The organism is Belliella filtrata (genome assembly GCF_022549775.1).
Taxonomy (GTDB): Bacteria; Bacteroidota; Bacteroidia; order Cytophagales; family Cyclobacteriaceae; genus Belliella; species Belliella filtrata.
This window is the reverse complement of record NZ_JAKZGP010000029.1, coordinates 41,869-59,342: the sequence shown is the minus strand read 5'-3', so window position 1 is coordinate 59,342 and position 17,474 is coordinate 41,869. Positions and strand designations below refer to the sequence as shown.

Here is a 17,474-nt window from a genome sequence, read left to right as displayed (position 1 = left end):
ACTCCGTATTTCTTACTCCGTTTCCATACGTCCATGAGACCTCCCGTGGTAAGATAACTCACTTTCACTCCATGTCCCCGCCTCATTTACACTCCAACGTCCGTGTAATCTTTGGATTTTGACTTGTATTGTAGTCTTGTCCCATTGGATATGCCTGATGAGATTCGTGTTCCTCAGGGCAGAGTTTTGCCGCCAGCTTCCTTCAGATTCCACTTCGCATTGGACACCCTTGCTCTTGGCTAGTGGTTGGCGATTACAAACCCCCACAGTGGACTTTCACCACCTAGTTAGTTACCATGCACGGCACACAATTAAAAGCCTAAGATTATCATCCTAGGCTTTTGAGAGGTTAGCTTTGTGCTTTTCTTGGGTGATAAGCAACTCCTCTCCTATTATATTATCTATATTTCAATTTCTTTCAAAGAAAAAATGAAAATTCTTAAAATTGCATTTCACAACATCTAAATCAATCATCTTATCGCTAACAAATATTAGAATTTTTCAATTTTAACACAAATATTACATATATTTTTTATTACAAAAAAAAAAAAACATATAACCAACTGAAAAACAAAAGATTTACCAATAATTTAACTAAAAACAATCTCCATACACATTTCCAGGAAATAGAAACACAAATTATTGTATTTCACACATATTAATAGAATATTCGGCACAAAGTCAAAGGGGTGTTCAAATGAAAAAAACCTAGTAATTTAAGTTTGAAATTCAAATAACTCTTCTCTTTAATGATCAACTTTAGCTCATATCAGCAAACCTTAAAATCATATCACTTTAAGCTACTTGTTCTACACTATTTTCATAGTGTTTTAAATTTTCTTAAAAAAGACAATAATCCCACCTTTAACTACTATTTTTGACCTTATACTTATGAGAAAAAACAAACTAGTCATCATCCCAACCTACAATGAACTGGAAAATATCAGTGTGATGATTCATGAAATCATGGGATTAGAAGATGATTTTGAACTTCTTATAATAGATGACAACTCTCCAGACGGAACCGCTGATATAGTCAAAAACTTACAAAAAACCTTCCCAGAGAAACTTCATTTATTACAGAGGTCAGGTAAGTTAGGCCTTGGAACAGCTTATATTGAGGGATTTAAATATGCTATTACAAATGATTACGAGTACGTTTTTGAAATGGATGCAGATTTTTCCCATAATCCACATGATCTCATCCGCCTTTTTGAAGCATGTGAAGTACAAGGATTTGACATGGCTATAGGTTCACGATACATCACTGGCGTAAATGTGGTCAACTGGCCTATGGGAAGAGTCTTAATGTCATTTTTTGCGAGTAAGTATGTGCAGTTTATAACAGGACTTCCGATCAAAGACACGACGGCAGGATTCAAATGTTATCATACAAGGGTATTGAAAGCCATGGATTTTACTAAAATCAAATTCATAGGATATGCTTTTCAGATCGAAATGAAATTTACAGCATGGAAATTAGGCTTCAAAATCATCGAAGTACCCATAATCTTTACGGACCGTACGAGAGGCACATCAAAGATGACATCTGGAATATTCAAGGAAGCCATTTTCGGTGTCTTATACATGAAACTCAAAAGTATTTTCAAGCCACTTAAACCCGTCAATCAAATCTAATAGCTTTGATTGGCTTGATATTGCTAATTACCATAGCAGGTAAGAATAGTACCAAAGTAATAACAACCAATACCACCAAATTTAAAATCAAAAATACCGGCCAATTCCAATCAATTGGAACAAAGCCCATATAGTAATTTTCGGGATCTAGTGGTATCACTTTAAATTGAGATTGTATCCAGCCAAAAGCCAATCCAATACCATTGCCAATAAGCATACCTCTACCTATAATCCTTATCCCATTCCATACAAACACCCTCCTGATTTGTTTATTCTGTGCACCTACTGCTTTGAGAATCCCAATCATTTGAGTACGCTCCATAATTAAAATAAAAAGTATTGAGACCATATTGAATGCCGCAACGAACAAGATTAAGCCAAGGAAAACATATACATTGTTGTTCAATAATTTCAACCAATCAAAAATCTCCAAATACTTATCTGTAACTTTCACCAAACGAAGGTCAAAATCCATGAAATCATAGATTTCACCTGCATATTCATCTATTTTTTTTGAATCATCTACAAATATCTCAAAACCCCCTACCTGATCGGCTGACCATGCATTCAGATTCCTGATGACTTGAATATCCCCTACTAGAATTTTATCATCAAAATTCTCCAAAAATGTCTCATAAATACCCACAATCTCCAACCTCCTATACCTAGGTGGTTCTTGCACATAATACATCGTCACACGCTCACCGACAGCGAGCTTCAGTTTATTGGCAATCTTCTTACTGATCACCACCTCATTGCTAGCAGCAGAATCAAAGAATTGTATAAATCTCCCCTCAACAATTGAATTTTTAAATGCCAAAGAATCAAAGTCAGGCCCCACACCTTTCATCAAAACTCCTTCTACCTCTTCATCTCCTTTCAAAAGTCCAGGTTTATGAGCAAAGCCTTGTACATGCTTCACGAAATCTAAAGTGTGATATTTTTGAAAAAAATCAGATTTCATAGATACAGGACTCTCCTCAAATGCATTCCCTGATACAAATTTAAGCCCTTGATAATGCCCTGTAAATGAAAAGACCTTATTTGAAATCTCATTTTGAAAGCCACCCAAGATCATAAAAGAAATCATTGTAATCGCAAGTCCGATAGCAACACTGGCTACAGCTATTTGATGAATAGTACCTGTAAAGCCTCCTGTTCTCTTAAAACTGATTCTTTTGGCTATGAAATATGATATGTTCAATGAAGTTTCTTTATTTTGCTGTAAATCTAGCGCAAATTAACATGAAGCAACTTAAAATCTTATTCCTTATCACTTTTTTAATGAACACTTTGGCTTTTTGTAAAAATCCAAAGGATGAAAACAACAACCTGCAATTGATTTCGGAGAAAAAGGTTTCAGAAATTAATCGGCAAATAACACCTGCAGCTGACAGCCCCGATGAATACCTACCATTGCTCGAAGGTAAAAAAGTAGGATTAGTTGTAAACCAAACTAGCATACTAACATCTAATAACAATATGCATCTCGTGGATTTTTTGATGATGGAAGGAGTTGATGTACGCAAAGTGTTTGTCCCAGAGCATGGCTTTAGAGGAGATGCTGACGCTGGAGAAGTGGTAAACAACGAGGTTGATAAAAGAACTGGAATTCCTCTAGTCTCCCTTTATGGAAACAATAAAAAGCCATCGGCAGAAGTTTTAAAAGACCTAGATGTGATTATATATGATCTGCAAGATGTGGGACTTAGATTTTATACTTATATCAGTACCATGCATTATGTTATGGAAAGCTGTGCTGAGCACAAACTCCCGATGATCATCCTTGACAGACCCAACCCTAACGGCGACTATATCGACGGTCCAACACTCAAAAAAGGCTTCGAAAGCTTCGTTGGAATGCATCCGATACCAGTAGTTCATGGACTCACCGTTGGAGAACTTGCCATGATGATCAATGGTGAAGGTTGGTTGAAAAACAAAGTCAAAGCGGATATTCAAGTGATAAAAGTTGAAAATTGGGACAAAAGTATGAGCTATAGCTTACCAATAAAGCCTTCTCCTAATCTTCCAAATGATCTCTCTATTAGACTATATCCTTCGCTATGCTTTTTTGAAGGAACAGATGTGTCCGTGGGACGTGGGACATATTACTCATTCCAGGTTTATGGATATCCTGATCCTAAATATGGAGATTTCACATTCAAACCTGTAAGTATTGAAGGCATGTCTAAAAACCCTCCACATCAGAACAAAACTTGCTATGGAAAAGACCTTCGAGAAGAATCACTTGACCATAAGTTCACCCTTACTTATCTTATCGATGCCTTCAAAGTAAGTGGAAAAGGTGAGAAATTCTTCAATAATTTTTTCGATAAATTGGCTGGGACAGACCAACTTAAAAAAGATATCCTCTCCGGAAAATCCGAAGAGGATATTAGAGAATCTTGGCAAAAAGACTTACGAGATTTCAAAGCGATGAGTCAAACTTATCTGCTATACAAATAAAAGTACAACAATTGTGAGGAATAGCTACAAATCAAAGTACATGATTGCTACCAAACAGATTTACTGAACCAAAGCCACATGTTTCCAAAAACTCGGGTAAGACTTGTTGACCACTTCAGGGTCTTCTATGATTACTCGAGTTTTTGTCATCAGCGGCATAAAAGCCATAGCCATTCTGTGATCTTCATAGGTATGCACCTGAACTTCAGAAGGTAGTGACACAGAAGGAATCAAAGTAAAAACTTCATTTGCTCCCTCTACCAGCTGAGCGTTGAATTTAGCCAACTCTTGCTGTAAGGCTAGAATTCTATCCGTTTCCTTTATTCTCAGGCTTTCAAGCCCTGTGAACGTGGCCTTTTGACCAAGAATTGCACATGTGACCGCAACTGTCTGTGCCAAGTCCGGACAATGGGTAAAGTCCCATGAAGTCAACCCTTTTACGGCTTGTTTTGTCAAGTGTACTCCATGAGCATCAAACTCACTTTTCACACCTAATCTATCCATAATATCCACAATTTTACTATCACCTTGCAGACTATTTTCTTTAAGTCCCTTAAGATAAAGAGAGCCTTGATCTGCACATGCTAATAAACTGAACCAATAGCTCGCACCAGACCAGTCTGACTCTACAGAAAAGCTTGTCGGCTTATATTTACCTGCAGGAATTGTGATCACATTATCTTCCCATTTATGAACTATTCCAAATTGAGCCATAAGCTCCAACGTCATTTCTATATAGGTCCTAGAACCAACTTTACCTAATAGTGCTATTTCTAAACCTTCTGGTAAAAGTGGAGCTATCATGAGTAATGCAGAGATATATTGACTACTCACATCTCCCCTCACTTCTACCCTTTTACTTTTTTGACCAGAAAAACCATGAATTGCTAGAGGCGGATAGCCTTCCTTGTTCATGTAGTGAATATCTCCTCCTATTGTCCTTAATGCATCGACTAAGATTCCAATAGGCCTTTCACACATCCTAGCTGTTCCAGTCATTACTTTGTTTTGATTGGTCACAGTCGCAAATGCTGTCAAAAATCTCATGGTGGTACCAGCATCAAGTACATCAAACACAGGAGGATTTTCATCCAAAAGCCTGATCATGGTCTGGGTATCTCTGGCTTCAGCAAGATTTGATATTTGATTTTCCCCCTCAGTAAGGGCATCGATGATGAGTACCCTGTTACTCTCACTTTTAGAAGATGGCAAAGGAATCTCGACATTTCCAAAAGCAGATAACTGGTTCAACAATTGAATATTCATAGGTTTGATAAGACTAGTAGTAGTGGTTTAATATGTTATTAAGATTGAGAGGTGAGCGATTGATAGTAGGTAATTGCACTAGCAATTTCTTCAGGTGAAACAGGAATGTTGTACTCACATCTCCCTATTGAGCTAAGAAGCGAAAAATTTATGCGATCAGCTTCATTCTTTTTGTCTTGACTGCACAAGTTGATGATTTCCGAAACATCTTCTTTAGGAAAATCAAACTTGCCATAAACTTTCAGCAAAACATCAGAAACGAGTTTCAATTCATCTTTTGAAAGTCCAGTCTTGAAGCTAGACAAATAAGCTTCTGTAATCATTCCTATCGCTATGGCCTCTCCATGAAGTAAATGATGATCAGTATCTAAATAGAATGATTCAAATGCATGTCCTATGGTATGTCCAAAATTAAGAATCTTTCTCAATCCTGCCTCCTTTGGATCCTTGCTTACTACTTCTTTTTTGATACTGACAGATTTCTCTATGATTGTCTTCCAGTCTTGGCTCTCCCAATTCGAAACTTTCAAACTTGAGAAATAATCTGCGTTTTGAATTAATCCATGCTTGAGGACTTCTGCATATCCTGACCGTAACTCTTCTGGTGGAAGTGTTTTGAGAAATTCATCGGAGATCAAGACTGCCAAGGGTCCTGTAAACACGCCGATGTGATTTTTGAAACCGTTGAAGTCTACCCCTAACTTTCCTCCTACGCTTGCATCCACTTGTGATAGAAGTGAAGTTGGGATATTGATAAAAGGTATGCCTCGCTTGTAAGTACTTGCGCAAAACCCACCCATATCCCCTGTTACTCCTCCTCCCAAGTTGATCATGAGGGCCTTTCTATCTAGACCCAAGTTGGTCATCCATTCCCAAATTTCAATGCATGTTTTTAGGGTTTTGTTCACTTCGCCAGCCTCAAACACAAAATAATCATGATTGGGTATTCCATCTTGAATCAATGGATAGCAATCACGAAACGTGTTGCTATCCATTATCAATCCAAGTCGTGAATACTTCTGCCTACTTAGAAATCCCTTCAAATCAATCTTGATGGAACTAGAAAATATTATTGATTCCAATTTTATTTTTTTACAGGGTCAGCGTCTCTTAATTGTTTTTCCTGTCTCTTTACAGACTCCTCATGGATACAATATAATAACTCTTTCATGAATTTTTCACTCAAATTCTTTTGGACACCTTTTTGAGTCCTTGACTCCATTACAAACTTCCATCTATCTGACTGGAATACTGTCAAATTGTGTTCTCTTTTGTAAGCACCAATTTGATCAATCAAAGAAAACCTCTCTTGAAGCAAGTCTAGCAATTGATCATCAAGGTGATCTACGGCTGTTCTTAAGTCATTCAATCTCTCTCCTGGATTTTCAAATCCATCTGTAGTTTTGAAATCTATTTTTGACAAGATCTCTTTCAATGCTGCTGGAGTGACTTGCTGCTTTGCATCAGACCAAGCATTATCTGGATCATGGTGCGTTTCTATCATCAATCCATCCAAACCAAAGTTGATTGCTCTTTGAGAAGTTTCCAAAATCCCAGCTCTATTTCCAACAATATGGCTTGGATCATTGATCACTTCCATTCCTTTCCATTCTCTTTTCAAGTGAATCGGCATAGACCAATTTGGTTTGTTCCTAAACCTCTTATCGTATGAATCAGAGAATCCTCTATGAATAGCCGCAAGTTTATTGATACCTACTGCTTGCAGTCTTTCAAGAGCACCAAGCCACAATTGCAAGTCCGGATTCATTGGGTTTTTCACCATAACTGGAATATCCACACCCTGCAATGCATCAGCTATTTCTTGAACAGCAAATGGGTTGACTGTAGTTCTTGCGCCTATCCATAGGACATCCACATTATGCTTTAATGCTAACTCAACGTGTGCAGCATTTCCTACTTCTGTCGTGATAGGGATGTTGAGGTGATGTCTTACAATCTCCATCCATTTCAAACCATCTTCTCCAATACCTTCAAAGCTCCCTGGTCTAGTTCTAGGTTTCCAAATTCCCGCCCTGAAGATGTTTGGAATCATGTTTTCCTTTTTCATATCGAGACATACTTTCTCGATTTGCTCTGGGGTTTCCGCGCTACACGGTCCTGCGATGATCACGTGACCTTTTAGGCCAAGTCCCCAATCTTTTGTTTGTAAGTGATTTTCCATGAGTTTTAATTGGTTTGAAATACAAAAAGCCCGACTCTCTCGAATCGGGCTTGTCTGCATGTATGATTGATTTGTTTTTTATCTAGCAATAGGCAGCTCCGATTCGACCTTGGGGACGAAAGTAAAAGTAAAAGAAGCTAAAATATGTAAGGACTGCGTTTAACATGCCTCAAATGTAAAGGGTCAATTTTTAAAAACAAATAAATTTTTCAACATTTTTTTTCTGATTATATAAAACTAGCCCAAATCATTACTAATTCATCAATGAACCTATATTTCTACAACAAATACAAAATTTTATTGGGTAGGAAAAAACTTGTATCTCAGATTCATCTCAAAGGTCTTGTATAACAACCCTTAGCTTACCTATCGAAGAATGATCTTCTTCTACTCACTTTCAAATCTTGAAGTATGGCTGATTTCACCCTGATATCTACACTGTATGAAGTGAAGGTACCGAAAGGTATCCAAGACACATTCATTTGCCAACAATGCAGGTCTCTGGCTATGGATATCATCGTTTGGGTAATCTTTGCCGTAGAGAAATCATAGCCAGTATTGAAGTTCACCTTCCACTTTTCAGTCAAACTCAAATCACCATTGATATTCAATGCTTGCGTGATATTGGTATTGCCGCTTGGCTGTCTATTGTAAGAGAGGTTATACCCAAAACCAAGGTTCCAAGGTATACTCCAATCGATATACTGACTAGGATCATTGACTATTCTGGTGATTTCATTCTCCACAAACTCATTCATCTGACCACCTTGCTGCAAGAAATCATTGGTAATATCATCTCTCACTTCACCTGGTGACTTCTGATTCTGGCTTGGATTCAGACTACCATTGAGGTTTAGTGTAGCATTCCGCAAAGTACCTATTCCTTGTCCCCTTCTCCATGCATAATCATTGACCCTTCTAGTCGTCTCTTGACCTTGAGCTGTTCTAGAGGTAGCTGTGGCATACGGGTCTAAAGTTCCTGATAAGTTTACAGATAACTTGTTGTCAAAAAATGCCGTCCGAGTACTCATATTGATAGGAGCTAGCTGAAATGAATCAGCGGCAAAGTTATAATTCGTATTTAGATTCAATGTTTGAAGCAATGGAATCTTTTTAGTCTTTGCTTCTGCGGTATCACTTTCGGTTCTGATCTTAGCTTCCAACACATTTCTTATCGATATACTCAAAGATCTAGACTCTCCCAGAGGCGCTCCTTGAAATATAAATCCTTGATGTCTTGAATAAAGCTGGGTTCTTCCAGTACTATCTACTTGAACATTTTGATAATAACCAAATGCAGGATTAGAAAAGTCAGGGGTATAATTGAAACCAAAAGAAGGCTGCATGTGATGCCTAATTCTCTCGATTTTTTTGCTGTTTTTCAATATATACATCCCATACACATTGGTATTCAAAGCGAAAGATGATGTATAAAAGCCTACCCTATTAAACCCATTCTCAACAATTCTATCTACCCTATTCTCTACATCATTGTAGTAATAATTGATTTTTTCAAGATACCAAAGTTCCGTATAGTTTGCTGACGCTGTTCCTGTAAAAAACTTGAACAAAGTAAAATTAGAAGAAATTGGAATGGTATTTCTGGCTCCATTATTTGCATCTCTAAATAGCTGTGGAAGATTAGCAAAGTTGAAGGGGGTGACAGATGGCTCTTCGAATTGTTCTTCTCCAAAATCTTGCTGAAAAACCAAGTTTTGAACTCCCAATGCTGGAGTTATTCTATTGGTGATAGAGTTTTGCATGTTAAAGTTCCATGCAATGTTGAGCGTTTTCAAAGGTTCGAACTTACTGATGTTCTGAAATGGGTTTTGCCGATTCATATTGACGGCTATATCAGGAAGTGTCAAATTAACTTCATCAGTATTGATGTTTTGGGAATGTCGAAGATTTGCAGACATGCTAAAAGGTGTCCCCGCAAAGGTTTTACTATAAGCAATGTTTGAGTTGAAATCTGCCCTGACATTGTTAACAAAGTTATTCGGGTTCACGACATTATTATTATAGTTCTGAGTACCAGCATTGACTGATGCTGAGAACCTTGAATTCCCTCTTGTCTCTGGGGTATGCTGCCAGCTTACCCAGACAGATGTGAAGTCAAGCGGGTTCAATTCAGTTTCTGGACTTTTGAAGCTTTGAAAATCTACATTAAAGCTACCATTGAACTTATACCTTCTTTTGTAAATGGATGAGGCCTTGGCTCCCCAACCTCCATTAGAAAAAATATCTCCCGTCAATCGGGTATGTATATAATCATTGAATGCAAAATAATACCCAAAATCTCTTAAAAAGAGACCTCTACGCTGCTCTTGACCATATGAAGGAAAAATTATTCCTGACATTTTTTCTTCTGGTGTATCCGGGATAATCCCAAATGGTAAACCAAAAGGTGTTGGTATATTATTGAAATACAGATTGAATGGACCTGTTACAACTTGCTTTCCCCTTATGGACTTTATCTTTGCCGCATTGATATGCCAATGAGGCTCTGCCAAATTACAAGTAGTATAAAATCCATGATCCATATAGATGCTACCATCTGTTGTTTTCTTGATCGTCTCACCTCTGAGTAGGCCATCTTGCTGTTCAGTAACTACATCTTTGATTATAGCCCTTTGGGATTTGAAATTATACCTCATCTCCTTTCTGATTTCATAGGAAGTATTTCCTTCTTTGAACATTGGGTTTCCTTGAATATTACCCAATGAATCAACTACTCCAGAGGCAAAAATTTCACTTTTATCCCAGTCTATAATGATCAAATCCGCATCTAATCTTATATTTCCATATTCGAACCAAGCATCCTTATGTAAAAAAAGCTTGTTTTGAGCAAAATCGGTAATGATACTATCTTCACCATAATAATTGATTATGGTCTGAATATCACCTTTAGGCACTACCTTTGTAGAGTCATTTTCGGGAAGGCTATCAGAAAGTATAATTTCAGGGTTTTCAAGTTGGGGTAACGAGGTCTTTGGAGCTGTCAGGATAGAATCTGGGGCTACAATGGGCACTTCAACCCTTCTAGTCCTCCTATCTTGGGATAGAACCAATTGAGGTAAAATCCACAATAGGAGTAGTAATATGAAATGGAGCTTGATATTCCGCACCGATTGAATCAAATTTGTTTAAAAATTTCTAAATTTCGAACGAGCAAAGTTAATGGTATTTAATGCTTATGAAACGCCTTCAAGTTAAAAATATTCTAGTTATTTCTTTAATTACTTTTTCAGTCCTTTTTATGAGCTTTCACCCAACGGGAAGTAGAGCTCCTGAATTCAAATTGAAGACAATTGTGATCGACGCAGGTCACGGCGGCAAAGACCCTGGAGCTCTGGGATCTAGCAGTAGAGAAAAGGACATTACCCTGAAAGTAGCCATACAAGTTGGTAAATACATTCAAGAAAACATTCCTGATGTAAAGGTCATCTATACGAGACAATCCGATGTATTTGTTGATTTGAAAGAGCGGTCTAACATTGCCAATAGAAATAAAGCTGATCTGTTCATTTCGATTCACTGTAACTCTGCAGCAAACAGATCGGCATATGGTACAGAGACTTTTGTGATGGGTACCAAAAACTTCGAAGCTAACTTTGACATCGTAAAGAAAGAAAACTCAGTAATTCTCCTTGAGGATAATTACAAAGAGAACTATGAAGGTTTTGACCCGACTTCGCCTGAATCCTACATCATGTTCAATATCATGCAAAAGGCCTTTCTCTCAAACAGTCTTTCCCTTGCATCAAAGATTGAGTCTGATTTTACAGGAAGAGTGAGTCGCCACAGCCGAGGTGTAAAACAAGCGCCTTTTTATGTGCTCTGGACTACAAGTATGCCTTCGGTATTGGTAGAATTAGGCTTTATCTCTAATGCCAACGAGGAAAGATTCCTCAATAGCAAAGATGGTCAGACTTATCTTGCCTCAGCTATTTACCGCTCGATCAAAGCTTACAAAGAAGATATCGAATCACTATAAATGATTGAAATTACACTATTCATTTCTTCTTGAGTAAACTTTACACCTTAAAGCGTTTATGAGGCGATATCATATCAATCAATATCTCTTTTATTCTATGTCGAAGTATCAATAGAAACTTTTTCACTCCTGAACAGGTATGCATTCTCATTGTTGTTAATTTTCCCATTTTAGCTTTGGATAGATAAAAGCTAAAATGGTGTGGATCACTAAGATTCAATTCAATTCTAAAGTTACCATAATCACTTCTTTGGTAATTATGATGTATTAAGCTATCTTAAACGATAAATTAAACCCAAAAAACTTTATGGATAATACTTTCAAGAACAATGAAGCACAAAATAAAGAGCTACTTTTTCACCTCAAAGAAAAATTGGAAAAAGTAAAACTTGGGGGTGGTGAAAAAAGAATTGCTAAAGAGCACGAAAAAGGCAAACTAACAGCAAGAGAAAGAATAGCTTATTTACGGGACAAGGATACTGATTTTTTGGAGATTGGTGCATTTGCAGCAGATGGCATGTATGAAGAAGAAGGTGGATGTCCTTCGGCAGGAGTAGTGACGGGAATTGGGTATATCAAAGGACGCATGTGTATGATCGTCGCAAATGATGCTACTGTCAAAGCTGGAGCTTGGTTTCCAATGACTGCCAAAAAAAACCTTCGAGCTCAAGAAATAGCCATGGAAAACAGGTTGCCAATAGTTTATTTGGTTGATAGTGCAGGGGTTTTTCTGCCTATGCAAAATGAAATTTTTCCCGACAAAGAGCACTTTGGTAGACAGTTCAGAAACAATGCCAAGATGTCCTCTATGGGAATCATTCAAGTGGCTGCAATCATGGGAAGCTGTGTAGCTGGAGGAGCCTACCTTCCCATCATGTCTGACGAAGCAATGATCGTAGACAAAACAGGATCTATATTTTTGGCAGGGTCGTACTTGGTCAAGGCAGCAATAGGAGAACAAATAGATAACGAAACTCTTGGAGGTGCTTCTACTCATTGTGAGATTTCTGGAGTCACTGACAACAAATTTGACTCTGACCAATCTTGTCTAGATGCTATCAGGAATATATTTGATAAAATAGGCACATTTGAGAAAGCTGGCTTTAACAGAGCAGAAAGCTTAGAGCCAAAAAAGAACATCAGCGACTTGTATGGTATATTTCCTACGGAACGCGTGAAGCCATATGACATGAAAGAAGTCATAGAACATTTGGTCGACGACTCCATCTTCGAAGAATATAAAAAAGAATACGGCAAAACACTGTTATGTGGTACAGCTAGAATTGACGGTTGGGCTATAGGAATCATTGCAAATCAAAGAAAGATCGTCAAAACAAAGAAAGGTGAAATGCAGATGGGTGGCGTGATTTACTCTGATTCTGCTGACAAAGCTGCAAGGTTCATTATGAATTGTAATCAGCGCAAGATCCCTCTCCTATTTATCCAAGACGTATCTGGATTCATGGTGGGAAGTAAAGCAGAACATGGTGGTATTATCAAAGATGGTGCAAAAATGGTCAATGCCATGGCCAACTCTGTAGTCCCAAAATTTACCATCATCATCGGTAACTCTTATGGTGCGGGAAACTATGCCATGTGTGGCAAAGCTTATGATCCAAGGCTTATTTTCTCCTGGCCTACAGCACAAATGGCCGTCATGTCTGGAGCTTCTGCTGCCAAAACTTTACTTCAAATCAAAGTGGCTTCTTTAAAAAAAACTGGTAAAGAAATCTCTCAAGAAGATGAAAACAAACTCCTCGATGAGATCAAAGCCAAGTATGATGAAGAGCTAAGCCCTTATTACGCAGCATCTAGACTGTGGGTAGATGGAGTGATAGATCCAGCGGAAACTCGAAATGTGATCAGCATGGGAATAGAAGCTGCCGATCATGCACCCATCACAGAAAAATTCAATGTAGGAGTGATTCAAACATAGTCTTTTTGAAATTAATATTTAATTGATTAAGAAGTAGATAACCTATCAATCAACCCAAAACAAATCATATCATCAGCAATACTCGTAATTGAATCAGGAAAAAAGGTAAAACGAAACAAATCATGAGTAGCTTGACAGAAAATGAATTGGATGCACTGATTTCACTTTTAGATGACAATGATCTAGAAGTGAAATCCCATGTTCAAGACAAAATCATATCCTTAGGGCATCAAATTATACCGGTTTTAGAAAAAAAATGGGAAGATAGCTTCAACCCTGAGCTACAAAAAGAAATTGAAGATCTCGTACACAAATTACAATTCTCCCTACTGAAAGACCGGTTGACAGATTGGGTACAATCCCCTGAACAGGATCTTCTTACTGGTCTTTGGATCATCAATACATTTCAATATCCAGACCTTGATTTTGACAAATTGAATGCTGACATGCATCAGATATATTTCGATGTATGGACGGGCTTCAAAAATGACCTTCCTCCCCGTGACCAAATCCTCAACATCAATCATGTACTATTTGGAAATTTGAGATTCTCTGCCAATACCAAGAATTTTCACTCCCCAGGTAATAGCATGCTTAGTAATGTGATCGAAAGTAGGAAAGGAAACCCTATAAGTCTTTGTGCTATATATTTGCTCGTGGCTCAAAAACTTGGACTACCTATTTATGGTGTCAATTTACCAAATCTTTTTGTTCTCACTTACAAATCTCAAGACTACACCTTCTATATCAATGCTTTCAACAAAGGATTGATCTTCAATAAAAAGGATATTCACAATTACCTTGATCACTTGAAGATAAACCCTAAAGAAGAATATTTTGAGCCATGTACAAATAAGGATATCATCGTAAGGACTACAACAAACCTCTACTTAGCTTTTGAAAAACTCGGTGAAGTAGAAAAAAGCTTAGAAACTCAAGAGCTATTAAAAATTCTTGAAGGCTAATCTTTCACGCTTATTTTGGGCTTCTTGGTAAATAGACATTAGCTTGATTTACAGATAGTTGCTTAACAAAAAGATAATACAAAAACCCCAAAATTAGCTGTTTAAAGCTTTTTTCGGGGTTTTCTTCATTGTATTTTGAGGTTGTAAAGCAAAATACAATGAAAGATATCACACAGCTTCCTCTTTTCAAAGATTTCGACGGATATTCTCCAAAATATCATTTTTTCAAGAATTCACTACTGGGTAAGATTCATGATTCTATTCCATGGGATGACCTTTTATCGTGTTTACCAGACGAGCGTGTAGGTCCAGGTGCTCCAAGTTGGTTTGGAGGTAAAGGTATGATTGCTTTAATGTTTTTAAAGTCATATCTCAATACTAGTGATAGGTTGCTATTGGAACGCTATAACACGGACTGGTCTTTACAGTATTTCTGTGGAAAAGTGCTAGCTGAAAATCAGCAGATTAAAGACATGATCATCATGACTAGGATAAGATCATACCTTGAAACAAACTGTGAATGGGAGACTTTTCAGGAGGTTTTAATAACACATTGGAAACAAGATGTCAATAATAGTCATGTATTGATGATGGATGCCACTTGTTATGAGTCCTATATACGTTTCCCTACAGACGTAAAGCTTTTATGGGAATGTTGTGAGTGGATATTTGAAAAGCAGCTTTATAGGTTGTGTAAAGAAAATGGAATTGTAAGACCAAGATCAAAATATAGAGAGCAAAAGTTAACCCATATGGCTTACTCCAGAAAAAGGAAGAATAGCTTTAAAGTGACACTACGAAGAAGAAAGGCACTAGTTTATCTTCTTGAAAAGGGGATTGGTCAGCTTCAACAAGTTTTGAAGAGTAATAAAGGAGTAGGTTTAAGTTTGAACGATCTTGCTAGATTAGCAACAATAAAGAAAGTCCATCAACAGCAAGAGTTTCTCTTGGATAATCCACCTTCAACCTTAAAGGATAGGATAGTATCCTTACATAAACCATACCTCAGACCAATAGTAAGAGGCAAAGAAAATAAGCCAGTAGAGTTTGGAGCCAAAGCACATATTTTACAGGTTGATGGATTAACATATATAGATAAATTGGATTTCAATGCTTTCAACGAATGTACTAGACTCAAACTCTCCGTTACTAAGCATAAGAGACTTTTTGGATCAGTCCATCAACTAGGTGCAGATAGAATCTACGCGACGAACAAAAACCGTAAATTTTGCACAGACAATAAGATATTTACCTGTTTTCCAAAGAAAGGCCCTAGAAAACAAAACAAGTCAGAAAAGGTGCTTAGTTCGGAAATATCAAAACAAAGAGCAACAGTAATGGAGGGCGTGTTTGGTGTTAACAAAGAGTTCTATGGGTTAAGAAAGATCAGGGTCAAAGGGGCAAAAAGAGAGAAATTCATGATATTTTTTGGAATAATGGCTGGTAATGCTGTCAAAATAGCTAAAAGAAGAGCTGAAAAGGAGCTACCACCAGGTCAGAAAGCAGCCTAAAATCAAGAGAATATTGACTTCTATGGGAGAGGTATGTCCATTCGTCAAAAAGACAGACAACTAATAGATTAAATATTGTAAAATTGTACTTTTCCTAGGCAGGCCCCTTCTCAATAACAAGAAAAATACACACAAAAGATAAATGTAGAACTTAGTTTAAGTCCTACATTTCAATTTCTAATTAATTTTCCAAGAAGCCCTATTTTACACGAATATTACAGCCTACAGCGCGACTACTGCTTGGACTAGGATTTCTTTTAGCTTGAATTGCCTGAAGTGCATTTTGCAAGTATTTCATGTTGGCACTTTCAGGTACTTGCGGATTGTTATCAATGGCTCCCTTGTAAGCTACTGCAAACCCAGTAGGCCCTGGTGTGATTACAACAACTTCTGGCAATTTGCTTGCTTGTAAGGTTCTCATCAAGATTTGATCTCCATCGTTCAACACGACTAAGCCTTTGCCTTTGAATCGCTCTAATATTGCTTCCTTTGACTCTTCAGGATCATTTCCAAAATGAGGGTTTACCAATGCGAATTTAAACCCTTCATTTTTGAATTTCTCTTGAAATTCAAAAATTCGATTTTCATATAATTTTGAAAAAGGGCATGATATGGTCGTGAAAATCAACACAACAGCTTTTGCATCTTGATGCTGATTTAGCTCAAAACTTTCACCTGAAAGTATATCCTCCATTTGAAAATTTTCAATTCGTTGTGCATAACTTGATGCATTGATCAGTAAAAGCACAAAGATGAAAGGTAGTATTATATTTTTCATAACATCTAAAACAAGTCTAAACTCAAAAACCGCTTAAATACCAACGTAAATATAATCACAAAATCGCTACCAAACGGTATAGCTGAGAACCATATCACCAGACACCTCTATTTTGACTTGATAATGATGATCTGAGAAATCAGAATGATAAATTTTACCTTTGATGATACTATCTGATTCCGAAAAAGGTTCGAGAAGAATATTTTCTCTTAAGCTTATACCCTTTTTCCCTTGACATTTGAATATGGATTCTTTTGCAGACCAAGCCATCGTATATCGTAGAGGGTCAGATTGAAGAAACTCCATCTCTGAGGAATCCAAAAACTTAGGTCCAAGGTTAACTACCTTATCTCGTACATAATCTAAATCAATCCCTACAGGCATATTTTTGTGAAATATTGCTGCTGCGATTCCACGCGTATGTGTGAGTGAGACATAGCCATGTCCATCCTTAGGGTGGGACTTTCCATGTTCATCTTTATAAAACCCTGGGTAAGGCAAATCAATTTGATCAAGTGCTGATTTCAATGCAATTCTAGCTGCCTTCCACTCATTTTTTTTTTCTTCTCTTGAAATATTTGACAATGCAAGCCTTTCTCTAAAACTCAAAAATCCCACATCTTGACTGGCAACTTCTTGAATATTATTGACAGCCAAAGCCGATAAAGCACTTATTTTTTCTATTTTTGTTTGCATAGCCCAGACTGGGTTCATGATTTGCTCAACACGCAA

14 protein-coding genes are annotated in these 17,474 nt (G+C 37.3%); 6 read left to right on the top strand and 8 right to left on the bottom strand.

The annotated features are described in order from the left end of the window. Positions 1-12: 12 nt before the first annotated feature. A complete protein-coding gene (locus MM239_RS11995) occupies positions 13-267 on the bottom strand; it encodes a hypothetical protein (protein ID WP_241348484.1) in 255 nt (84 codons plus the stop codon). A 624-nt stretch (positions 268-891) separates the two neighbouring features. On the opposite strand from MM239_RS11995, the gene MM239_RS11990 reads away from it, so the two are divergent. Continuing rightward, complete coding sequence (locus tag MM239_RS11990; protein ID WP_241348483.1) at positions 892-1,638, top strand: polyprenol monophosphomannose synthase; 747 nt, start codon at positions 892-894, stop codon at positions 1,636-1,638. On the opposite strand, the gene MM239_RS11985 is transcribed toward MM239_RS11990, so the two are convergent. Beyond that, the gene (locus MM239_RS11985) at positions 1,625-2,842 is read right to left on the bottom strand and encodes an ABC transporter permease (RefSeq protein ID WP_241348482.1); all 1,218 of its coding nucleotides are present in this window, start codon (positions 2,840-2,842) and stop codon (positions 1,625-1,627) included. The genes MM239_RS11990 and MM239_RS11985 overlap by 14 nt on opposite strands. Before the next feature lie 41 nt (positions 2,843-2,883). Between MM239_RS11985 and MM239_RS11980 the strand changes: the two genes are divergently transcribed. Beyond that, positions 2,884-4,107: an exo-beta-N-acetylmuramidase NamZ family protein gene (locus MM239_RS11980; RefSeq protein WP_241348481.1), complete on the top strand. Its 1,224-nt coding sequence runs from the start codon at positions 2,884-2,886 to the stop codon at positions 4,105-4,107. A 60-nt stretch (positions 4,108-4,167) separates the two neighbouring features. Here the strand turns inward: MM239_RS11980 and MM239_RS11975 are convergent, their stop codons facing one another. The 4 genes from MM239_RS11975 to MM239_RS11960 all read right to left on the bottom strand — a co-directional run bounded on the left by MM239_RS11975 (position 4,168) and on the right by MM239_RS11960 (position 10,683). Beyond that, complete coding sequence (locus tag MM239_RS11975; RefSeq protein ID WP_241348480.1) at positions 4,168-5,373, bottom strand: 3-phosphoshikimate 1-carboxyvinyltransferase; 1,206 nt, start codon at positions 5,371-5,373, stop codon at positions 4,168-4,170. Between the two features lie 38 nt (positions 5,374-5,411). Further along, positions 5,412-6,455 carry a 3-dehydroquinate synthase gene (gene aroB / locus MM239_RS11970; protein WP_241348479.1) on the bottom strand — a complete coding sequence of 348 codons (1,044 nt, stop codon included), beginning with the start codon at positions 6,453-6,455 and terminating at the stop codon, positions 5,412-5,414. Between the two features lie 2 nt (positions 6,456-6,457). Continuing rightward, the gene (locus MM239_RS11965) at positions 6,458-7,555 is read right to left on the bottom strand and encodes a chorismate mutase (RefSeq protein ID WP_241348478.1); all 1,098 of its coding nucleotides are present in this window, start codon (positions 7,553-7,555) and stop codon (positions 6,458-6,460) included. A 362-nt stretch (positions 7,556-7,917) separates the two neighbouring features. Further along, positions 7,918-10,683 carry a putative LPS assembly protein LptD gene (locus MM239_RS11960; protein ID WP_241348477.1) on the bottom strand — a complete coding sequence of 922 codons (2,766 nt, stop codon included), beginning with the start codon at positions 10,681-10,683 and terminating at the stop codon, positions 7,918-7,920. 68 nt (positions 10,684-10,751) lie between these two features. Here MM239_RS11960 and MM239_RS11955 point away from each other — a divergent pair, with 68 nt between their 5' ends. The 4 genes from MM239_RS11955 to MM239_RS11940 all read left to right on the top strand — a co-directional run bounded on the left by MM239_RS11955 (position 10,752) and on the right by MM239_RS11940 (position 15,964). Beyond that, complete coding sequence (locus MM239_RS11955) at positions 10,752-11,552, top strand: N-acetylmuramoyl-L-alanine amidase family protein (protein ID WP_241348476.1); 801 nt, start codon at positions 10,752-10,754, stop codon at positions 11,550-11,552. 307 nt (positions 11,553-11,859) lie between these two features. Beyond that, positions 11,860-13,488 (top strand): acyl-CoA carboxylase subunit beta, encoded by a 1,629-nt coding sequence (locus tag MM239_RS11950; protein WP_241348475.1) that lies wholly within the window; start codon positions 11,860-11,862, stop codon positions 13,486-13,488. A 122-nt stretch (positions 13,489-13,610) separates the two neighbouring features. After that, positions 13,611-14,453 (top strand): transglutaminase-like domain-containing protein, encoded by an 843-nt coding sequence (locus tag MM239_RS11945; protein WP_241348474.1) that lies wholly within the window; start codon positions 13,611-13,613, stop codon positions 14,451-14,453. Positions 14,454-14,611: 158 nt separating this feature from the next. Beyond that, positions 14,612-15,964 carry a transposase gene (locus MM239_RS11940; RefSeq protein WP_241348473.1) on the top strand — a complete coding sequence of 451 codons (1,353 nt, stop codon included), beginning with the start codon at positions 14,612-14,614 and terminating at the stop codon, positions 15,962-15,964. Between the two features lie 199 nt (positions 15,965-16,163). Here the strand turns inward: MM239_RS11940 and MM239_RS11935 are convergent, their stop codons facing one another. After that, a complete protein-coding gene (locus tag MM239_RS11935) occupies positions 16,164-16,742 on the bottom strand; it encodes a thioredoxin domain-containing protein (RefSeq protein WP_241348472.1) in 579 nt (192 codons plus the stop codon). A gap of 66 nt (positions 16,743-16,808) precedes the next feature. Then, positions 16,809-17,438: a 4'-phosphopantetheinyl transferase family protein gene (locus MM239_RS11930; protein WP_241348471.1), complete on the bottom strand. Its 630-nt coding sequence runs from the start codon at positions 17,436-17,438 to the stop codon at positions 16,809-16,811. Between the last annotated feature and the right edge of the window lie 36 nt (positions 17,439-17,474).

Excerpts from the sequence above, each read along its gene's own strand:
- MM239_RS11930 (WP_241348471.1), bottom strand. The coding sequence starts at position 17,438 with ATGCAAACAAAAATAGAAAAAATAAGTGCTTTATCGGCTTTGGCTGTC.
- MM239_RS11945 (WP_241348474.1), top strand. The coding sequence starts at position 13,611 with ATGAGTAGCTTGACAGAAAATGAATTGGATGCACTGATTTCACTTTTA.
- MM239_RS11955 (WP_241348476.1), top strand. The coding sequence starts at position 10,752 with ATGAAACGCCTTCAAGTTAAAAATATTCTAGTTATTTCTTTAATTACT.
- MM239_RS11975 (WP_241348480.1), bottom strand. The coding sequence starts at position 5,373 with ATGAATATTCAATTGTTGAACCAGTTATCTGCTTTTGGAAATGTCGAG.
- MM239_RS11940 (WP_241348473.1), top strand. The coding sequence starts at position 14,612 with ATGAAAGATATCACACAGCTTCCTCTTTTCAAAGATTTCGACGGATAT.
- MM239_RS11965 (WP_241348478.1), bottom strand. The coding sequence starts at position 7,555 with ATGGAAAATCACTTACAAACAAAAGATTGGGGACTTGGCCTAAAAGGT.
- MM239_RS11980 (WP_241348481.1), top strand. The coding sequence starts at position 2,884 with ATGAAGCAACTTAAAATCTTATTCCTTATCACTTTTTTAATGAACACT.
- MM239_RS11990 (WP_241348483.1), top strand. The coding sequence starts at position 892 with ATGAGAAAAAACAAACTAGTCATCATCCCAACCTACAATGAACTGGAA.
- MM239_RS11935 (WP_241348472.1), bottom strand. The coding sequence starts at position 16,742 with ATGAAAAATATAATACTACCTTTCATCTTTGTGCTTTTACTGATCAAT.
- MM239_RS11950 (WP_241348475.1), top strand. The coding sequence starts at position 11,860 with ATGGATAATACTTTCAAGAACAATGAAGCACAAAATAAAGAGCTACTT.